Origin of the sequence: Halomonas sp. ND22Bw, assembly GCF_003011945.1 — a bacterium.
In the GTDB taxonomy this organism is placed as follows: Bacteria; Pseudomonadota; Gammaproteobacteria; order Pseudomonadales; family Halomonadaceae; genus Halomonas; species Halomonas halophila.
On the sequence record NZ_PXWD01000003.1, the window covers coordinates 67764 to 87858 of the forward strand.

A 20095-nucleotide genomic window follows, 5' to 3' on the forward strand; every position below is an offset into this window, starting at 1 on the left:
CCGGCGCCTTCAGGCGCCGGGCTCGGGCTCCTGCCACACCAGCTCGACACGGCGATTGGCGGCGCGCCCCGCGGCATCGTCGTTGGCGGCCAGGGGCCGGGTGTCGGCGTAGCCGATGGCCCGCAGGCTGTCCCGCGGCACGCCTTCCTCGGCCAGCGCGCGCACCACGGCGCTGGCGCGCCCGGTGGACAGCTCCCAGTTGGAGGGGAAGCGCGAGGTGGCGATCGGCAGGCTGTCGGTGTGGCCCTCCACCGAGATCTCGCCGCCGAGGTCGACCAGCCGCTCGGCGAGGTGCGACAGCACCTGCCGGCCGCCCTCGGTCACCCGGGCGCGGCCGCTGTCGAACAGCAACCGGTCCTCGATGCGCAGGGTCAGCCCCTGGTGGGTACGCTCGACGCTGACGCCGTCCATGCCGAGCCCCTGGAAGCGCGGCTGCAGCCCGGCATGGCGCGGCTGGAGCCCTTCGCCCACCGCCAGCGCGGCCCGCATGGCCGGCGCGGCGATTTCATTGCCCTCGCTTTCCCCCTCCCCCGTGGCCAGGCTGCTCATGGAGAGCAGCAGCACGAACAGGGTGATCAGCAGGGTCAGGACGTCGAGATAGCTCATCAGCCAGCTCTCGCCCTCCTCGCCGCCCTGCCCGGGCGGTGCCAGCGCCTGGCGGGTATCGCGGTCAAGCACGCTGCCCGGCCTCCTCGCCGCTGGGAACGCTGCCCTTCGCCGGGTCGCGGATCTCGTCGTGATAGTTGGCGACGAAGGAGTTGAGCGTCTCCTCGATGAACGACGGCAGGCGCCGCTTGGTGATCAGCGAGATGCCCTCGAGCACCATGTTCATGGCGATCAGGCGCTCCTCGGTGCGCCGCTCGAGCTTCACCGCGATGGGCTTGAACACCAGGTTGGCCAGCAGGATGCCGTAGAAGGTGGTGAGCAGCGCTACCGCCATGCGTGGGCCGATGACGTTCAGGTCGCCGGCCTCCATCACCTCGAGCATGTTCACCAGTCCCACCAGGGTGCCGATCATGCCGAAGGCCGGGGCATAGGTGGCCATGGTGCGAAAGATCTGCGCCTCGGCGTGCTCGCGGGCCTTGAGCCGGGCGATGCGCCAGCGCAGCAGGTCGAAGATCTCCTCCTCCTTGGTGTTGGCGATGACCAGCTGGATGCCGGTGCGCAGGAAGGGATTGCGGGCCTGCTCCAGGGCCGACTCCACGGCCCGCACGTCGCCCTTGAACCACAGCCGCGACATGTCCACCAGCTCCTTGATGTCGTCACGGATGTAGGTGTTCTCGCGGCGAAAGACGATGCCCACCAGGCGCACCACCCGCACCACCTCCTTGAGCGGATAGCTGATGAAGGTCGCGGCCAGAGTACCGGCCAGCACGATGGCCAGACCCGGCAGATTGACGAAGCTCTGCGGCGACTCGGCGGTGAACAGCAGGACGCTCGCCAGCATCACGATGCTGGCCAGGATCCCGATCAGGGTGGACGGGTTCATGGGGGACTCCCTGTCGCGTTTCGACGATTAAGTGGATGACGTTCGTGACCCGAGATATGGGCCGATGAGCGCCGGGGACAGGCCGATGCGAGGGTTTTTTGCCATGGGTGAGGCGACCCTCGTCGAACGGGCTGGCCACGGATGGCCAGCACCGGGCCTGCAAGCGGAGCAGGATGCGAGAGCGCCGCTGGGCAAAAGTAGCGCCCAGGGAAGGGTTCACAGCGCCCTCGCAGCAGTCTGGCGCCGGGAAAGCTCATTTCCTCCGAGCCCTGTCGCCATCCGATGGATGGTTATCGGCCTCGACCGGCCAGGCTTGATGCGGTTAGTTGTCACGCAGCTTTCCGCGCAGTCGCCCCACGGCCTGGCTGTGCAGCTGACAGACCCGGGACTCGGTGACGCCGAGCACGGCGCCAATCTCCTTGAGATTGAGCTCTTCCTGGTAGTAGAGCGCCATCAGCAGCTTCTCGCGCTCCGGCAGCGCCTCGATCGCCTCCACCAGCTGGGTCCGCTGCTGGTGGTCGATCAGCCGGGCGAAGGGCGTCTCGGCGACGCCGTCCTCCAGCAGCCGGCCCTCGCCGCCCTCGGCCATCAGCTCCTCGAAGGGCAGCAGCTGGCCGCTGTTGGTATCGCTGAGCAGCCGTCGATAGCTCTCGAGGTCCATGTCCAGGGCCGCGGCGATCTCGGTCTCCTCGGCCGGGCGCCCCAGCTCCTGCTCGAGCCGGCGGGCGGCCTCGTCGGCGGCCCGGGCGTTACGCCGCACGCTGCGCGGCAGCCAGTCGCGGCTGCGCAGCTCGTCGAGCATGGCGCCGCGGATGCGCTGGCTGGCGAAGGTGGCGAAGCTCGCGCCCTGGGTCGAATCGAAACGCCCCAGCGCCTCCAGCAGGCCCACGGTGCCGGCCTGGATCAGGTCGTCCAGCTCGATGCTCGCCGGCAGACGCACCTGCAGCGCCAGCGCCTGACGGCGCACCAGCGGCAGGTAATCATCCAGCAGCGCGTCCTGTTCGATCTTGCCTTGTGCTGTGTACATGGCTCAGCCTCGCCTCTCTGCTCTCACGGGCCTTGGGCCTTACTGAAAGTTCACGATCACCTGCAGCCCCTCGACCGCCAGCGGGGCCTGCCCCGGCAGCGGCGAGAAGCGAAAACTCAGCGGCTCGCCGGCGGGCAGTCCCGCCAGGGCCGTGCTGCGCCCGCGAGGGCCCGGCAGCGTCACGCAGCCGGCCGGATGGCAGAGCCGCGCGTGCCCGCCCTGGCCGGGCGGCGTGCGGAAGCGCCAGCGCACCTCGCGGATGCGACCCTCGGTGCCGGCGGGCGGGGTCAGCGCCTCGCTGGCGGTCTCCCGACCGACGATCGCGGCACGCACCGAGGGCGCCTCGGCCACCCAGCTGCCGGCGGCGTGGGCCGTCGGGACGAGACCGGCGAGGGCGGCTAGGGCGGCGAGCGCCCCGAGCATCAGGCGGCGCCTCATGCCAGCACCAGCAGGTCGATGCCGAAGTATTGCCCGGCGGCCTGGCGCAGGTTGTCGAGCAGCCCGCGGCGCGGCATCCCCGGCGGATGCACGGCGATCAGGCGCCGCGGCCCGCCGCCTTCCGCCAGCCGGCCGAGCACGCCCAGCGCGCGGCGAAAGGCCTCGCCGTCGGCGCCCACCCACAGCGCCCAGCGCGGCTGCTCTTGCGCCAGCACGGCCAGATGCGGGCTCGAGATGGCCACGGGTACCACCTTCCAGCGCCGCGGGTCGCCGACCCAGCGCCGGCCTCGCTCGGCCCAGTGGTCGAGCAGCGCGGTCACCCGCTCGGCCTGTTCCGGCGCGGTGCTCGGCAGCCCCACCACCACCAGGGTGGTCGGCGGGGCCTCGGCCGGCGATGTCTCGACGCCTGCCGCCTCGCGCCGCGATGCCGCCGTGACCGATGTCACGGCGGGCGCCGGCTCGGGCACAAGGTCGCTTCCGGCCTCGGCGGCCGGGCGCTCGAGACTGGCCGCCCAGGCGCGCAGCCCCGCGGCCTGATCGCCGGCCATCACCGCAGCCCCTCCAGGCCGGCGGCGCCGACGTGGCGAATGGCATCGCGTGCCGTCAGCAGCTGCAGCAGCGCCTCCAGCAGGGCGCCCTCGCGGCGACGGCGACGGCCGCCCAGCAGCGCCAGCAGATCGCCGCGCAGCTCCTCCGCCTCGTCATCGGAGGACTGGTCGAGATGGCCCGCCGCGGCGGCCAGCCCGGCGGCCAGCAGCTGGCGCAGCTCACGGTCGGTCTCCGCCGGCAGCAGCGACGGCAGGCGCTCCCAGGCGCGACGCGCCTGGCGCGGCAGGGCCTCGCCGTGGAGTTGGCCGATCAGCAGCGGCAGCACGTCGGCGCCGGCCGGCAGTGGGGTCAGCCACTGGCGCCGCGCCAGCACGCGGCCGCTCTCCGGGTCCACCAGGCTGGCGAACCAGGCGGTCATGGCACAGGAGGCCACAGGCCCGCGGCGACCGCCGGGGCCGGCCTCCACCGCCAGGCGCGCGAAGCGCACGCGCACGGTCTGGCCGCGGAAGCGCGCATCCCGGGTCTCGGCGGCCTCGGCCAGCGGCTCGAGGCTCGACAGCGAGCGGCGCTCGCCGTCGTGGACGACGCGCTGGGCGGGGCGCACCTGGCACAGCCAGGGGGCGCGGGTCTCGTCCAGCCACAGCCAGGTGTCGGCGTCGGGCAGGCCGGGCAGCAGATGCACGGCCACGCCTTGCCGCTCCCGGGCCTGATCGAGCCGCGCCGGCCAGCCCGCGGGCTGGCGATGCTGCAGGTCGGGCAGCACCACCCAGCCGCCGCGGTCGTCGATGCCCAGGTCGGGCATCGCCCAGTCGGCGCCGGGCAGCGAGCGGCGCGCCGCCCACAGCATGCCGGCCCGCTGCGGCGGCGCGTCCAGCAGGCGCGAGAGGTGATCCTCCTGCAGGCAGGCGGGCAGCGCACTCAGGTCCCAGGCGGCCTCGAGGGTGGCGAAGCCGGTCAGCCGGCGACGCAACGTGGCGAGCAGGGCGCCGAGGCGGCGGCCCTGGCCGAGCAGCGCGTCGGCGTCGGGGCGAGCGCTCTTCACGCTCGCCGCGGGTAGGTCATCGCCGGGGCGCGCCGCCGCCAGGGCGGCCTCGACCAGCGGCGCGGCCTCGGCGGGCGCCAGGTCCTCCGGCACCCGCTGGCCGGTGGAGACATAGCGCAGCCGCAGGCCGTGGCGAATCAGGGTGTCCAGGGCCGGGCCCAGCTGGCCGGCCTCGTCCTGCTTGGTCAGCAGGCAGTCGTCGAGGGCCACGCCCGCGGCCCGCGCGGCCTGACGATAGTGAGTGACCACCTCCTCCAGCGTGCCCGGCTGGCTGGCGGCGTTGAGCACCAGCAGCATGCGCACCCGCTCGGCGCCGCCCTGCAGCTGGGAGGCCTGGGCGATGATGCGGCGGTCGCGCTGGCTCATGCCCACGGTGTCGATGATGATCCAGCGCCGGCCGGCGAGCTCGGCCAGCAGCTCGTCCATGGACTGCTCGGGCGACAGCGCATGCAGCGGCACCCCGAGCAGCTCGGCGTAGATGCGCAGCTGCTCGTGGGCGCCGACGCGGAAGCCGTCGGTGGTGACCAGGGCGACATGCTCGGCGCCGTGGCGCTGCACGCAGCGTGCGGCCAGCTTGGCGGTGGTGGTGGTCTTGCCGACCCCGGTGGGGCCGACCAGCGCCAGGATGCCGGGCGTGTCGAGGAAGGTCTCGGGGTCGATGCCCACCGGCAGGCGACCGGCCAGGCGGCGGCTCAGCCAGGCCTGGGCCGCGGCGGGCTCGGCCTCGGCGCCGGCCAGCTCGGCCGGCAGGCCCTGCAGCAGCTCGTCGATCACCACGCGGCCGAAGCCGGCATCGCGCAGGGTCTCGGCCAGCGTCTCGCGACCCGCGGACGACGATGTCGTCGGGGCGGCGGGCGACGCGGCCCCCCGGGCCAGCAGCGCGCGCATGTCCTGCATCTCGCGCAGCAGCCGCTCGCTCATGGCCTCCAGGCCGCCGCTGTCGGGCGCCGCGGATGTGGGAGCCGGCTCGCTCGGCGGCCGGGAGGCGGGCTCGGCGGGCGACGGCGCGGTGGATTCAGGAAGCGAGGAAGCCACCATGGTCTCGGCCGCCTCGTCGGCCATGGCCAGGATCTCGACGCCCGTCTCGGTGGGTCGGTTGGCCAGGATCAGGGCCTCGTCGCCCAGCGCGCTGCGCACCTTGCGCATCGCCTCGCGGCTGGTTTCGCCGACGAATCGCATGACGCTCATGTCGCTCACTGTCCTCCGATCAGGGTGGTGACCTTCAGGGTCCGGTCATCGGGAATCTCGGCCTGGGACATCACCACCAGATGATTCAGGCGGCGGCGCAGGAAGCGCGCCAGCACCGGGCGCAGCGAGTGCTGCACCACCAGCACCGGCGGCTCGCCGCTGGCCTCGTGGCGGCTCAGGGCCTGCTCGGCCTGGTCCATCAACGTCTGGGCCAGGCCCGGCTCCAGGGCACCGCTGCCGTTCATGGCCTGGTGCAGCACCTGCTCGAGCTGGCCGTCCAGCCCCAGGACGTTGAGGGTCTCGTGGCCGGCGAACCACTGCTGGGTGATGGCGCGCCCCAGCGCCACGCGGACCACGGCGGTGAGTTCACCCGGATCCTGCTGCTGGGGCGCGTGCTCGGCCAGGGCGTCGAGGATGGTGCGCATGTCGCGGATCGAGACGTCCTCGTCGAGCAGGTGCTGGAGGATCCGCTGCAGCACGGTGAGCGAGATCGCCTTGGGCACCACTTCCTCGACCAGCGACTTCTGATCCTCGCCGAGCTTGTCGAGCAGCTTCTGCACCTCCTGGCGGCCGAGCATCTCGGCGGCATGGCGGTGCAACAGGTGATTGAGGTGCGTGGCCACCACGGTGCTGGCGTCGACCACGGTGTAGCCGTAGACCTGGGCATGCTCGCGCTGCTCGGTGTCGATCCACACCGCCGGCAGGCCGAAGGCCGGGTCCCGGGTCGGTGTGCCGGCCAGCTCGCCGGAGACCTGGCCCGGGTCGATGGCCAGCCAGCGGCCCGGATAGGCTTCGGCGCGGCCGATCTCGGCGCCCTTGAGACTCAGCGAGTAGGCGTTGGGCGAGAGCTCCAGGTTGTCGCGGATGTGCACCACCGGCGGCAGGAAGCCGACCTCCTGGGCGAACTTCTTGCGCACGCTCTTGATGCGGCCGAGCAGCTCGCCCTGTTGCTGGGCGTCGACCATGGGAATCAGCCGGTGGCCGACCTCGAGGCCCAGGGTGTCGACCAGCTGCACGTCCTCCCAGCTGGCCTCGGGCGCCTCCGGCGCCGGCGGCGGGGCGACCTGGGTCTGCTCCTCGACCAGCTGGCGCTCCTGCTGGCGCAGCATCCACCAGGCCAGGCCGCCGAGCAGCGCGGTGAACAGCAGGAACACCAGGTTGGGCATGCCCGGCACCAGGCCCAGCAGCCCCATCACGCCGGCGGCCAGGAACAGCACCCTGGGATTGACGAACAGCTGGCTGATCATCTGCTGGCCGACGTCCTGGTCGGTGGTCACCCGGGACACGGTCACGCCGGCGGCGGTGGAGATCACCAGCGCCGGGATCTGCGCCACCAGGCCGTCGCCGATGGTCAGCAGCACGTAGGTGCGGGCGGCGTCGGAGAAGGCCATGTCGTACTGCAGCAGGCCGATCAGCAGGCCGCCGATGATGTTGACCACCATGATCACCAGGCCGGCCATGGCGTCGCCGCGCACGAACTTGCTGGCGCCGTCCATGGAGCCGTAGAAGTCGGCCTCCTGGGACACGTCGGCGCGGCGCTGACGGGCTTCTTCCTCGCCGATCAGGCCGGCGTTGAGATCGGCGTCGATGGCCATCTGCTTGCCGGGCATGGCGTCGAGCATGAAGCGAGCGCCCACTTCGGCGATGCGTCCCGCGCCCTTGGTGATGACCATGAAGTTGATGATCACCAGGATGGCGAACACCACCAGGCCGACGGCGAAGTTGCCGCCGACCAGGAACTGGCCGAAGGCCTCGATCACCTTGCCGGCGGCATCGCCGCCCTCGTGGCCGTTCATCAGCACCACGCGGGTCGAGGCCACGTTGAGCGACAGCCGCAGCAGGGTGGTGAACAGCAGCACCGCGGGGAAGGCGGCGAAGTCCAGCGGCTTCTGGGTGAACATGCTGACCAGCAGCACCATCACCGCCATGGCGATGTTGAAGGTGAACAGCAGGTCCAGCGCGAAGGGCGGCAGCGGCAGGATCATCATCGACAGGATCATGATGATCAGCAGCGGGCCGGCCAGCAGCTTCATCGGCACGTCGGCCATCAGGTTGCGTCGCGGCAGGTATTGGCTCAGGGCCTTCATGCTCGTGCCTCGTCGGTGTCAGGGCCCGCTCCCGGCGCCGCCACGGCGTCCGGAATCGGCAGGTTCTCGGGGATCGGCGGGGCCTCGCCGCCCTCTTCGGCAACGCGTTTCAGGCCGAAGGCCCAGGCCAGCACCTCCGCCACCGCGGTATAGAGGTCGGCGGGGATCTCGGCCTCCAGATCCACATGGTGATAGAGCGAGCGAGCCAGCGGCGGCGCCTCCAGGCGTGGCACCCCGGCCTCCTCGGCCACCTCGCGGATGCGGGCCGCCACGGCGTCGGTGCCCTTGGCCACCACCCGCGGTGCGCTCATGCCGGCCTGCTCGTACTTGAGCGCCACGGCGTAGTGCGTGGGGTTGGTGATCACCACGTCGGCCTCCGGCACCTGGCTCATCATCCGCCCGCGCGCCATGGCCTGCTGCTGCTGGCGGATGCGGCCCTTGACCTGGGGGTCGCCCTCGGACTCCTTGTGCTCGCGCTTGATCTCGTCCTTCGACATGCGCAGCTGCTTGGTGTGGTTCCACAGCTGGTAGGGCACGTCGATCAGGATCACCACCAGCAGGGTCAGCACCATCAGGCCGCAGGCCTCGGCGGCCATCCACATGGCGTCGGCCAGGGCCCGCTGGACGGGCATGCCCATCAACGCCATGAACTCGCCGCGGTGCAGGTAGAGGTAGGCCACGCCCACGCCGCCCACCAGCACCGACTTGGCGATGGCCTTGGCGAGCTCCACCAGCGCCTGGACGCCCAGCATGCGCTTGAGCCCCTTGAACGGATTGAGCTTGCTGGCCTGGGGCTTGAGCGACTTGGCGGAGATCACCCAGCCGCCCAGCAGCGCCGGCGCCACCAGCGCGATCACCGCCAGCAACAGGAACAGCGGCAGCATGCCGATCAGGGTGCGCTGCCCCAGTGCCAGCGCCTGGACCAGCATCGGAATGGTTTCCATGGCCTGCCGACGCTCGAACAGGAAGGCCTGCTCCATGACGCCACCGACCAGCTCGAAGAGGCTCGCGCCCATGGCTCCGAGGCCGATCACGCCGCCGAGCAGCAGCATGAAGGTGGCCAGCTCCCGGGAACGGGCCACCTGCCCGTCCTCGCGCGCCTTCTCCAGGCGTCGAGCCGTGGGCTCTTCTGTCTTCTCGTCGTCGCTGCTGTCGTCGGCCATGGCCAGTCACCGGGCACTCGTGCGCACCCTGGCCATTATCCGGGGAGGAAGGTAGGAACGGTCAGGCGAAAAGGGCCGATTTTCGTGGGCTTATCCACGCGCCTCGGCCGCTTGCCGGAAGGGGAAAGCGGGAAGAAAGGACGGCGGTAGGCATGGCTCAGGGGTCAGACCCCGGCCACGCCACCCGGCCCGTCATCGGGCACGTCTCCGGTCACATCGACACGCCGGGGTCTGACCCCGGCTGGCCGAGCGCAGACGGTGTTCGGCGATGACTCAGAAGCCCAGCTGGTCGAGCAGGTCATCCACCTGATCCTGGTCGGCCACCACGTCCTCGGCCTCGGGCTTCATCTGCGGGCCGTTGAGCAGACTGTCCTCGTCGCGCTTCCTGGCCTCGCTCTCGCGCTGGCCGTCGGCGCGACGCTGCATGCTGTCGCGGGCCTCGCCCTGGGGCACGCTGTCGATCAGCACCTGCACCAGTTGATGCTCGATCTCGCGGATGACGTCCATCATCTTCTTGATCACCTGGCCGGTCAGGTCCTGGAAGTCCTGGGCCATCATGATCTCGAGCAGCTCCTTGTGGGTCGCCTGGGTCGTCTGGGGCACCTCGGCCAGGTAGCCACGGGTGTCCTTGACCAGCTCGCGGGCGTCGTCGAGCTCCTTGGGCTCGGCGAACCACTCGGCCCAGCGCGCGTCCAGCGCCTCGGCCCCCTCGCTGAGGCGGTCCTGCAGCGGCTGGGCACGATCGATGGCGTTGAGAGCACGCTCCGCCGCCTGCTCGGTCATGGTCGCCACGTAGCTCAGGCGGTCGCGGGCATCGGGAATCGCGTCCGCCGCCCGCTCGATCTCCTTGTCCAGCCCCAGCTCGCGCATGCTGTCGCGCAGCATGCGCGTCAGGTGGCCGATGCGCTGGACCAGTTCGTCTCCGTTCGCCTGGTGGTCGCCAGGCTGTGTCTCGGTGCTCATCATCGCCTCTCCTGCATGCCGGACCCGCGAGGGCCCGGCCGGGTATCACATGCCCAGCTTCTCGAAGATCTTGTTGAGCTTCTCCTCGAGGGTCGCCGAGGTGAAGGGCTTGACCACGTAGCCGTTGGCGCCGGCCTGGGCGGCGGCGATGATGTTCTCCTTCTTGGCCTCGGCGGTGACCATCAGCACCGGCAGCTCCTTGAGATCATCATCGGCACGGATCTGCTTGAGCATCTCCAGGCCGTCCAGGTTGGGCATGTTCCAGTCGGACACCACGAACTCGAAGCCGCCGGCCTTGAGCTTGTTGAGCGCCTCCTGACCGTCCTCGGCCTCCTCGACGTTGGTGAAGCCCAGTTCCTTGAGCAGGCTGCGCACGATACGCCGCATGGTCGGGAAGTCATCCACCACCAGGATGCTCATGTTCTTGTCCGCCATCGGGATTCCTCTTCTTTTGCTAGTCGGGGCAATTGCGTTGCGGGGCCGGCGGCACGCCACCGGCCATGTTCAGAATTCTTCCCAGTCGTCCTCGGCCGTGGTCGCCGCCCGCGGGGCGGGGCGGGACGGCTCGGGCCGGGATTGAGGCGCGGCCTCGGCGCGCGGCGCCGGGGCCTGACGGTGCGGCGCGGCCGGACCGGCCGCCGGCAGGGCGTCGGATTCACCACCGCTCAGCCGGAACACCGACACGGCCTGCTCCAGGCGCGTGGCCTGAGCCTCCAGCTCGGACGCGGCGGAGGCCGCCTCCTGCACCAGGCCAGCGTTCTGCTGGGTGACCTGGTCCATCTGGCCCACCGCCTGACCGACCTGCTCGATGCCGTCGCTCTGCTCCTGCGACGCCGCCGAGATCTCGTCCATGATGTCGGTCACCCGGCGCACCGAGGCGACCACCTCCTGCATGGTCGAGCCGGCCTGCTCGACCAGCGCCGAGCCCTCCTGCACCTGGGTCACGGAGCCGTCGATCAATGCCTTGATCTCCTTGGCCGCCTCGGCCGAGCGGCTGGCCAGCTGACGCACCTCGCCGGCCACCACCGCGAAGCCGCGGCCCTGCTCGCCGGCCCGCGCCGCTTCCACCGAGGCATTGAGCGCCAGGATGTTGGTCTGGAAGGCGATCGAGTCGATCACCCCGGTGATGTCGGCGACCTTCTGCGAGCTGCCGGCGATGCCGTGCATGGTCTGCACCACCTGCTGGACCACCTCGCCACCGCGCTCGGCGGTGCTGGTGGCCTCCTGGGCCAGGCCGCTGGCCTGGCGGGAGTTGTCGGCATTCTGGCGCACCGTGGCGGTGAGCTCTTCCATGCTGGAGGCGGTCTCCTCCAGCGAGGCGGCCTGCTGTTCGGTGCGCGAGGACAGATCGGCGTTGCCTCGGGAGATCTCCCGGGCGCGGCCGTGAATGGCGCCGCTGCCCTGGCGCACGTCGCCGACGATGCGCCCCAGGTTGTCCTGCATGTCGCGCATGGCGGCGAACAGCTGGCCGATCTCGTTGCGCCCCTGCACCCGGATCTCGCGGGACAGGTCGGCCTCGGCGATGCCTTCGAGATCGCGCACCGCCTGACGCAGCGGCAGCACCAGCAACCGGCGCAGGGTCAGGTAGATGCCCCCCATGATCAGCGCCGCCAGCGCCAGGATGGCCAGGCCGATCACGCCGAAGCGGCTCTCCATGGCGCCGTAGTCGGCCATCAGGGTGTCGCCGCGCTCCCCGGCGTAGCGCACGAACTCGGTCAGCGATGCCTCGAGGGCCTCGCTGGGCTCCGTCATGCGCTGACGCAGCTGGGAGAAACCCTGGGTATCCACCTGGTCCAGGGCCTCGTAGCCCTCGCGCACCAGCGCCAGCATGGCGCCGAAGTCTGCCTCGACGCGGGCGCCCAGCGCCTCGCCCTGGGGCGTGCGCGACACGCCGGCGTAGTTCTCGTAGCGCGCCTCGGCGCGCTCGATCTTGTCCTGGGCCGAGGCCAGGGCGGTATCGGCCTGGCTGGTGCGACCCATCAGGAAGTGGCCGGAAGCGGTCTGAAGGTCGACCAGGGCGCCGGTCAGCAGCGCGTCGGCGCGGTTGATCTCGTTGAGCTGTTCGACGTTGATCCGGTCCAGGGTCCCGAGGGTCTCGCTGGCCGTGCGGCTGGCCGTCCAGCCCAGGCCCGCCACCACCACCAGAAACAGCAGGAAGCAGACCAGCACGCCGTTGACGACCCGGCTGATCTTGAAATTGCGCAATAGGTTGAGCATCGAGGCGACTCCTGAGCCGAAATGACAGTCCTTCTTACACCCGCTGGGCACGACCGGAGGCGGCGACCAGCTTGAGCAGCCGCGGCGCCACCGCGTCAAGGGCGACGACCTCGGCCGCGCCCCCCAGGGCGATGGCCTCGCGGGGCATGCCGAACACCACGCAGCTGGCCTCGTCCTGGGCCAGGGTCTGGGCCCCGGCCTGGCGCATCTCCAGCAGCCCGGCGGCGCCGTCCTTGCCCATGCCGGTCAACAACACGCCGATGGCGTTGCGGCCGGCCTGGGTGGCGGCGGAGTGGAACAGCACGTCCACCGAGGGCCGGTGACGGTTGACCGGCGGGCCGCTGTCCAGCCGCGCGACATAGTTGGCGCCGCTGCGCGCCAGCTTGAGGTGAGTGTCCCCCGGCGCGATGTAGGCGTGCCCGGGCAGGATGCGCTCGCCGTCCTCGGCTTCCTTGACCGTGATCTGGCACAGCCGGTCGAGGCGCTCGGCGAAGGAGCGAGTGAAGCCCCCGGGCATGTGCTGGGTGATCAGGATCGCCGGGCTGCCCGCCGGCAACGGCTCCAGCACGCTGCGGATGGCCTCGGTGCCGCCGGTGGAGGCGCCGATGATGATCAGCTTCTCGCTCGACACCAGCGGCGCCTCGAGGGTCTTCGGCGCCGGAGCGTCACGGCGACGGGCGCGCTGCGGCCGCGAGCGTGCCGCCGCGCGCAGCTTCTCGGCGATCTCGTCGGCATAGGCCTGCATGCCGTGGCGAATGCCCAGCGACGGCTTGGCCACGAAGTCCAGGGCGCCGAGTTCCAGGGCGCGCAGGGTCACCTCGGAACCGGCCTGGGTCAGCGACGAGACCATCAGCACCGGCATCGGCCGCAGTCGCATCAGCCGCTCCAGGAAGTCGAGGCCGTCCATGCGCGGCATCTCGACGTCCAGGGTGATGACGTCCGGGTCGTGGCGCTTGATCAGGTCGCGGGCCACCAGCGGGTCCGGCGCCACGGCCACCACTTCCATGTCGGGCTGCTGATTGATGATCTCGGTCAGCAGGTCGCGTATCAGCGCCGAATCGTCGACGCACAGCACCTTGATCTTGGGTGCGCTCAAGGGATGTCTCCTCTCCATGCGGGCGGGCGGCGGACGGCATGCCACCCCCGTCGCCGGCCGATGGGGTCACTATCGGCCGGCGCTCCCGGTTCTTTAACGCGCCCGTTGTTTAACGCGCCTTGCGCACGTAGACGGTCTGTCCCCGCAGCCGGAAGGCCTCGGTGGTGTAGGAAAAGTTCTCGGAGTGCCCGGCGAACAGCAGACCGTCGGGCTTGAGCAGCGGGGCGAAGCGTTCGAGGATCCGCGCCTGGGTCGGCTTGTCGAAGTAGATCATCACGTTGCGGCAGAAGATCGCGTCGAACGGCCCCTGGATCGACCAGGAGGGCGCCAGCAGGTTGAGCGACTGGTAGTCGACCATGTCCTTGAGTTCCTGACGCACCCGGGCCAGGCCCTCGTGGGCGCCGCGGCCGCGCTGGAAGAAACGCTTGATCCGCGCCTCGTCGAGCTTGTGGATCTGCTCCAGGGCGTAGACCCCGGCGCGTGCCTTCTCCAGCGCCTCGGTATCGATGTCCGTGGCCACTACCTCGGCGCTGCCGGCTCGCGAGCCCAGCGCCTCGGCCAGCGTCATGGCGATGGAATAGGGCTCCTCGCCGGTGGATGCCGCCGCGCTCCACACCCGCACCGGCTCGCGGCGTTCGCGCACGTGACTCGCCAGCAGCGGGAAGTGGTGCGCCTCGCGGAAGAAGGCGGTGAGGTTGGTGGTCAGGGCATTGGTGAAGGCCTCCCACTCGCGGGCATCGGGCTGGCGCTCGAGGCGTGCCAGATAGTCGGCGAAGCGCGTCAGGCCATGATGCCGCAGCCGCTTGGCCAAGCGGCTGTAGACCATCTCCCGCTTGTGCTCGGCCAGCACGATGCCGGCCCGCTGGTAGATGAGCTGACGGATGCGGGTGAAGTCCGCATCGGTCAGTTCGAGGTCACGCTCGAACTGACCGCCGCCCGCCCAGCTTCCCGGCCCCGACGAGGGCAGCTCCTGTGTCACGTTAGAATTCCTCCCATTCCTCGAGGTCCGCTGCCTGGGACGTGCGGGTCTGCGAGGTCATCGCCCCGCGGGATGCCTCGGCCGAGGCACTGGACGCGGTGTGGGCCTTTGCGGAGGCGGCCGGCAGCGGCTGGCGCTCGGCGGCACCGCGCCGCTCGCTCAGCGACGGCGCACGTTCCAGGCCCGCGCCGCGCAGGCGGAAGGCGGCCACGGCCTGGGCCAGCTCGGCGGCCTGCTGATCGAGCTCGGTGGCCGCCTGGGCGGAGGCCTGCACGCGCTCGGCGTTCTGCTGGGTCACCCGATCCATCTCCATCACCGCCTGATTGATCTGGCCGATGCCGTTGCTCTGCTCGGTGGAGGCCGCGGTGATCTCGCCCATGATGTCGTTGACCCGGGTCGAGGCCTCGAGCACCTCGGAAAGCGAGCTCTCGGCGCGCTTGACCAGCTGGGCGCCGCCCTCGATCTGCCGGGCCGAGCCGTCGATCAGGGCCTTGATCTCCTGGGCCGCGGACGCCGAGCGGCTGGCCAGCTGGCGCACCTCGCCGGCCACCACCGCGAAGCCGCGGCCCTGCTCGCCGGCCCGGGCCGCCTCCACCGAGGCGTTGAGGGCCAGGATATTGGTCTGGAAGGCGATCGAATCGATGACGTCGATGATTTCCGTCATCTTCTTCGAGCCTTCGGTGATCTCGCCCATGGTGCCCACCAGCTGCTGCATCAGCTCGCCGGTCTCGGCGGTCTGGGTGGCATTGTCCGAGGCCAGGCCGCTGGCCTGCTGGGCGTTGTCGGAGTTGTGCTGCACCGTGGTGGTCATTTCCTCCATGCTGGAGGCGGTCTGCTGCAGCGAGGCGGCCTGCTGCTCGGTGCGCGAAGCCAGTTCCTCGTTGCCGGAGGCGATGTCCCGGGCGGCCGGGGCCACCCGTTCGACCCCGTTGCTGACGTCACCGACGATGCTGCCCAGGCTCTTGCGCATCAGCTCCAGCGCGCCGAGCATGCGCCCGACCTCATCGCGGCGGCGATGGGGCGGGGTGGCGCCGAGGTTGCCGGAGGCAATCTGCAGGGTGAACTGCTGCGCGCCGCGCAGCGGCCGGATCAGGGCACGCAGCTGCAGCCAGCCCAGCAGGCCCAGTGCCAGCAGGCCGATGCCCAGCAGCATCGCCAGCACCAGGGTCATGCGCTGCTCGCTCGCCTTCGCCTCGTCGGCCAGCGCCGTGGCCGCCTGCTGCTCCTCGGCGATCAGTTCGTTGACGTCACTCGACAGCCCCTCGCCCCAGTCGCGCATTTCCTTGGCATGAGGCGGCAGGTTGGAGAAGACCTGGAAGTTGTCGTCGGAATTGAGCAGCGATACCGCATGCGAAAGCCCCGCCTGGCGATAGTGATCGAGTTCCTCGCCGAAGCCATCGGCCACCGCGGAGGCGTTGCGACCGTCGCCCCGATACCCCTCCCACAGCGACGCGAGACGCGTCTCGGCCTCTTCGAGCCCGGCGATCACCTCCTCACGTTGGTTGATCAGTTCGAAGGGCTCGCGACGGGTCAGGTTCTGATGGCTCTGGGTGATCACCTGGTCGATCTGCTGCAGCCGCGCCACGTCCTGCAGGCCGTCGCGGTTGAGGGTCTGCAGGCGCTGGCCGGCATCGTCGATGCCGAACAGCCCCATGCCCCCGGTCACAGCCAGCAGCCCGCCGGCCACCGCCACCATGGCCACCATCTTGGCGCGCATGCTGCTCAGGTTCAGCCGGCCCAGCGCGCCGCGCAGGCCGCGTCGCTCCAGCCATCCCTTGTCGAGGCGATAGCCGGTCTTGTGGCCCTCGCGCATCCGCGCATAGACGGTCTCGGCCAGCTCGATGTCGGCCGGATCGGCCTTGGTGCGCATGGAGGCATGGCCGACCACCTCGCCGTCCTCGAGGATCGGTGACACGCTGGCGTCGACCCAGTAATAGTCGCCGTTCTTGCAGCGGTTCTTGACCAGACCGTGCCAGGTCTTTCCGGCGGCCAGAGTATCCCACAGGTCCTGGAAGGCCGCCGGCGGCATGTCCGGGTGGCGCACCAGGTTGTGCGGCGCCCCGATCAGCTCGTCCTTGGAGAAGCCGCTGACCTCGATGAAGGCCGGGTTGGCATAGGTGATGCGCCCCTTGAGATCGGTGCGCGAGATCAGGAAGTGGTCGTCGTCGAGCACGACCTCCCGCTGCGTGATCGGCTGATTGTTTCTCATGTCATCAATTCCCTACGGCGTGCCTGGATGCTGGCCATTTGTTATGGAGTTGGAGCGCCGCCGGATGACACCGGCGGCGCACCGGCCTTCAGAAGGATTCCCACTCCTCGTTCGAGTCCTGATCGCGCGGCGCCGGCGTCCGGGCGCTGCGATCCTGGCGCTGCGCGCCGTCGTCCCGGCCACCGGCGGACACCAGCGACGGCATCCAGCGCGCCAGGTCGTCCTGGCGGGCGGCCTCGTGGCTCGGTGCCTCGGCCCCCGAGGGCAGACGGAAGCGGCCGGTGGCGTCGCGCAGCCGGCCGGCCTCGGCCTCGAGCTGGGTGGCCGCGCTGGCCGCCTGCTGCACCAGGGTGGCGTTCTGCTGGGTCACCTGATCCATCTGGGTGACGGCGTCGTTGACCTGGGAGATGCCGTTGCTCTGCTCGCTGGAGGCCGCGGCGATCTCGTCCATGATGTCGCTGACCCGCTGCACGGCGGCGACGATCTCGGTCATGGTCTGGCCGGCCTTGTCGACGCGGGCGGTGCCGGCCTCCACCTGGTTCACCGAGGCCTCGATCAGGCCGCGGATCTCGCTGGACGCGTCCGCCGAGCGGCTGGCCAGACTGCGGACCTCCTCGGCCACCACCGCGAAGCCGCGGCCGTGCTCGCCGGCCCGGGCCGCCTCCACCGAGGCGTTGAGGGCCAGGATGTTGGTCTGGAAGGCGATCGAGTCGATGGTGCCGATGATCTCGGCCACCCGCTGGGAGCTGTGCTGGATCTCGTGCATGGTCGAGACCACCTCGCCGACCACCTGGCCGCCCTCTTCCGCGGTGCGCGTGGCCTCGACGGCGAGCTGGCTGGCCTGCTGGGCGTTGTCGGCGTTCTGGCCGACGGTGGAGGACAGCTCCTCCATGCTCGAGGCGGTCTCCTGCAGCGAGGAGGCCTGCTGCTCGGTGCGCGACGAGAGATCATTGTTGCCGCTGGCAATGCTCTGGGAACCGGCGTAGATCGACTCGCCGCTGCTGCGCACGCTGCCGATCGTCGCCGCCAGGCCCCGCTGCATCTCGTCCAGCGAGCGATAGAGGCGGCCGATCTCGTTGTTGCCGTACTGCGGGATATCCTGGGACAGGTCTCCCCCCTCGACCCGCTCGAAGTAGCCGACCAGGCGGCCCAGCGGGCGGATGACGTTGGCCGTCACACCCCACATCACCACCGCGATGGCCAGGGCGGCGATCACCAGCACGGCGATCATCAGCCCCTTCATCAGCCGCGACAGGTCGAAGAAGTCGTCGTAGAGAGCGGCGCCGTTGGCCTCCGAGGCCTCGAAGAAGGCCACGGCATCGGTGTAGAAGGCCTGGGTCAGGCGGTCGACGTCCTCGTTCAGGTCGGCGAAGGCCTGGGCGCTGCCTTCCTCCAGGGCCTGACGCTGGGGCCTGAGTCCCTGGTTCATCAGGGCCGTGAAGTCTTCCTCGATCGACGCGATCAGCGCGTCCTGCCCCACCTGGCGCGGCAGCGCCAGGAAGTCCTGGAAGGTCGCCTCGATCTCGTCGAGGGTCGCGCCCAGCGCGGCCGCCTCGGCCTGCACCGACTCGCGCTCCTCCGGCCATACCGCCTGCCCCAGCCGGGCATGCAGGCCGCGCAGTTCCGTCTGCGCGAACAGCATCTGCGCATTGGCCCGGTTGAGAGAGGACTGCTGGTCCACGTTGACCTCGTTGAGCGTGCGCAGCGAATCCTCGCTGTAGCGCACCGCATAGAGCCCCAGGGCGCTGAGCACCAGGATCAGCACGGCGAACAGCGCCAGCACCAGGCTCCAGCTGACCCGCACGGTCATGTTGTCGAGAAGCTTCCTCACCACGCACTCCCTTTCTTGGAGGGGCGGTCCTTGCCGCCCCGAATCACGAATTCTCGGTATCAGGCCATGGCCGGTTCGGCCTCGCGCGCCGCGGCCGCCGGCAGCGCGGCAGGCGTCTCGACGTCGGCCCCCGCCACGAAGCGGAAGTGGGCCACCCGCTCGCGCAGGCCTCGTGCCCGCGCCACCAGGCGCTGAGAGGCGTCGCTGTTGCCCTCGACGAGGCCCGCGTTCTGCTGCGTCATGCGATCCATCTGGGTGACCGCCTCGCCGACCTGCTCGATGCCCTGACGCTGCTCGCCGGTGGCGGTGGAGATTTCCTCCACCAGGCCGGAAAGACGGCGGATGTCGTCCACCATCCCGACGATCACCTCGTCGGTCTCCTTGACCCGCCGGCTGCCCGCCACGACCTGGCCATCGGCGCGATCGATCAACGCCTTGATCTCCCGGGTCGCCTCGGCCGAGCGGCTGGCCAGCTGGCGCACCTCCTCGGCCACCACCGCGAAGCCGCGGCCCTCTTCGCCCGCTCGAGCCGCCTCCACCGAGGCGTTGAGGGCCAGGATGTTGGTCTGGAAGGCGATCGAATCGATGGTGTCGACGATGCTGCTCATCTCGCTGGCGCTAGCATTGATGGCGTCGATCGCGTTGACCACCTCGCCCATCGCCTGACGGCCCCGCTCGGCGCCCTGGGCGGTCTCGTCGGCCACCGCGCGCGCCTGCTCGGCGTGCTCGGCGTTGTGCCCCACGGTGGTGGTCAGCTGCTCCATGCTCGAGGCGGTCTGGGCCAACGCCGCGGCCTGCTGCTCGGTGCGGGTGGCCAGCTCGTCGTTGCCTTCGCCCAGCGCTTCCACGTCCTGGTGCACCGCCTCACTGTCGCGATGGATGTCGCCGATGGTGTCGGCCAGGGCCCGGCGCATGCGCTCGATATCGAACAGCAGGCTGCGCTCGTCGCCGCCGCGCAGTCGCACTTCCCGGGTCAGGTCGCCGTCGGCGATGGCCCGCACCGAGGCGGCGGCGTAGCGGGGATCGCCCCCCAGCGAGCGGGTCACGCCACGGATCACCCATCCCATCAGCAGGCTGACCGGCACGCCGATGATCAGCAGCGCCATCAACGAGCGGGCCAGTGACGCCATGAAGGCGGCATTGACGTCGTCGATGTAGACGCCGGTGCCGATCGTCCAGCCCCAAGGCGCGAAGCGCTCGTGGTAGGACGACTTGGGAATCGGCTCGCTGCCCTCGGTGTGCGGCCACAGGTAGTCGACATAGCCGTCGTCGCTGGCCACGTCCTCGGCGAACTCGCGAAACAGCAGGCGACCCTCGACGTTCACGAAGCTTCCGACGTCGGTGCCTGCAGCCAGGCGCGGATGGCTCTGCATCGAGAAGTCGTCGTCGAAGACGTAGAGATAGCCGCGGCCGTCGTCGAACGCCATGTCCTCGATCAGCGCCGCGGCCCTGGCCTTGGCCTCGTCCGTCGAGATCTCGCCGGCCGCGGCCCGCTCGGCCTGGCCCGCGATCAGGCTCTGGGCCAGATGGACGGTATCCTGGAGGGCCCCGCGGCGCTCCTCCAGCATGGTCTGGCGATTCTCCCAGGCGCTCCAGGCCATCATCAGGCCCATGGCCAGCCAGATGATGCCCAGGGTGGCCCACAGTTTTGTTGTCGTTGTCAGCTGGCGCATGCGTCACCTCTTGTCGGGTGTGTTGTTATTGGCAGAGCGCGACTTGCTTGCCGGGGGATGGCAGACGAGCGCCGGGCGCGAGGATGTCGATGCCCGGGCGCCAAGCGCAGCGCCCAGGAACGTGATGACGGCCCCCTCGCGACG

The 20095-nt window shown here is 70.4% G+C and carries 16 protein-coding genes; all 16 read right to left on the reverse strand.

The annotated features are described in order from the left end of the window. Positions 1 to 9 precede the first annotated feature (9 nt). The gene (locus CVH10_RS05405) at positions 10 to 678 is read right to left on the reverse strand and encodes an OmpA family protein (protein WP_106488034.1); all 669 of its coding nucleotides are present in this window, start codon (positions 676 to 678) and stop codon (positions 10 to 12) included. Then, positions 671 to 1489 carry a motility protein A gene (locus CVH10_RS05410; RefSeq protein WP_106488035.1) on the reverse strand — a complete coding sequence of 273 codons (819 nt, stop codon included), beginning with the start codon at positions 1487 to 1489 and terminating at the stop codon, positions 671 to 673. The genes CVH10_RS05405 and CVH10_RS05410 overlap by 8 nt, the downstream gene beginning before the upstream one ends. A gap of 322 nt (positions 1490 to 1811) precedes the next feature. After that, positions 1812 to 2516, reverse strand: coding sequence for an RNA polymerase sigma factor FliA (locus tag CVH10_RS05415; RefSeq protein WP_035599885.1), 705 nt, complete (start codon positions 2514 to 2516; stop codon positions 1812 to 1814). Positions 2517 to 2555: 39 nt separating this feature from the next. Next, positions 2556 to 2954, reverse strand: a complete 399-nt coding sequence (locus CVH10_RS25585) for a flagellar protein FlhE (RefSeq protein WP_181244355.1) — start codon at positions 2952 to 2954, stop codon at positions 2556 to 2558. Then, entirely contained in the window at positions 2951 to 3502 is a 552-nt protein-coding gene (locus CVH10_RS25590) for a hypothetical protein (RefSeq protein ID WP_181244356.1), read from the reverse strand. The genes CVH10_RS25585 and CVH10_RS25590 overlap by 4 nt, the downstream gene beginning before the upstream one ends. Next, entirely contained in the window at positions 3502 to 5733 is a 2232-nt protein-coding gene (flhF, locus tag CVH10_RS05425) for a flagellar biosynthesis protein FlhF (protein WP_106488037.1), read from the reverse strand. Before flhF ends, CVH10_RS25590 begins: the two co-directional genes overlap by 1 nt. A gap of 5 nt (positions 5734 to 5738) precedes the next feature. Next, complete coding sequence (gene flhA / locus CVH10_RS05430) at positions 5739 to 7820, reverse strand: flagellar biosynthesis protein FlhA (RefSeq protein WP_106488038.1); 2082 nt, start codon at positions 7818 to 7820, stop codon at positions 5739 to 5741. Continuing rightward, positions 7817 to 8983 carry a flagellar biosynthesis protein FlhB gene (flhB, locus tag CVH10_RS05435; protein WP_106488039.1) on the reverse strand — a complete coding sequence of 389 codons (1167 nt, stop codon included), beginning with the start codon at positions 8981 to 8983 and terminating at the stop codon, positions 7817 to 7819. The genes flhA and flhB overlap by 4 nt, the downstream gene beginning before the upstream one ends. Before the next feature lie 273 nt (positions 8984 to 9256). Beyond that, entirely contained in the window at positions 9257 to 9949 is a 693-nt protein-coding gene (cheZ, locus tag CVH10_RS05440) for a protein phosphatase CheZ (RefSeq protein ID WP_106488040.1), read from the reverse strand. 42 nt (positions 9950 to 9991) lie between these two features. Continuing rightward, on the reverse strand, positions 9992 to 10381 hold the full coding sequence (gene cheY, locus CVH10_RS05445) for a chemotaxis response regulator CheY (RefSeq protein WP_035596957.1): 390 nt from the start codon (positions 10379 to 10381) through the stop codon (positions 9992 to 9994). A gap of 69 nt (positions 10382 to 10450) precedes the next feature. Continuing rightward, positions 10451 to 12163: a methyl-accepting chemotaxis protein gene (locus CVH10_RS05450; protein ID WP_106488041.1), complete on the reverse strand. Its 1713-nt coding sequence runs from the start codon at positions 12161 to 12163 to the stop codon at positions 10451 to 10453. Between the two features lie 34 nt (positions 12164 to 12197). Beyond that, positions 12198 to 13259 carry a chemotaxis response regulator protein-glutamate methylesterase gene (locus CVH10_RS05455; protein ID WP_035596951.1) on the reverse strand — a complete coding sequence of 354 codons (1062 nt, stop codon included), beginning with the start codon at positions 13257 to 13259 and terminating at the stop codon, positions 12198 to 12200. A gap of 109 nt (positions 13260 to 13368) precedes the next feature. Beyond that, positions 13369 to 14238, reverse strand: coding sequence for a protein-glutamate O-methyltransferase CheR (gene cheR / locus CVH10_RS05460; RefSeq protein ID WP_035596948.1), 870 nt, complete (start codon positions 14236 to 14238; stop codon positions 13369 to 13371). 1 nt (position 14239) lies between these two features. Next, positions 14240 to 16447 carry a methyl-accepting chemotaxis protein gene (locus CVH10_RS05465; RefSeq protein ID WP_106488042.1) on the reverse strand — a complete coding sequence of 736 codons (2208 nt, stop codon included), beginning with the start codon at positions 16445 to 16447 and terminating at the stop codon, positions 14240 to 14242. Between the two features lie 88 nt (positions 16448 to 16535). Further along, positions 16536 to 18278 carry a methyl-accepting chemotaxis protein gene (locus tag CVH10_RS05470; protein ID WP_369335736.1) on the reverse strand — a complete coding sequence of 581 codons (1743 nt, stop codon included), beginning with the start codon at positions 18276 to 18278 and terminating at the stop codon, positions 16536 to 16538. Positions 18279 to 18337: 59 nt separating this feature from the next. Continuing rightward, a complete protein-coding gene (locus CVH10_RS05475) occupies positions 18338 to 19951 on the reverse strand; it encodes a methyl-accepting chemotaxis protein (protein ID WP_106488044.1) in 1614 nt (537 codons plus the stop codon). Positions 19952 to 20095 lie beyond the last annotated feature (144 nt).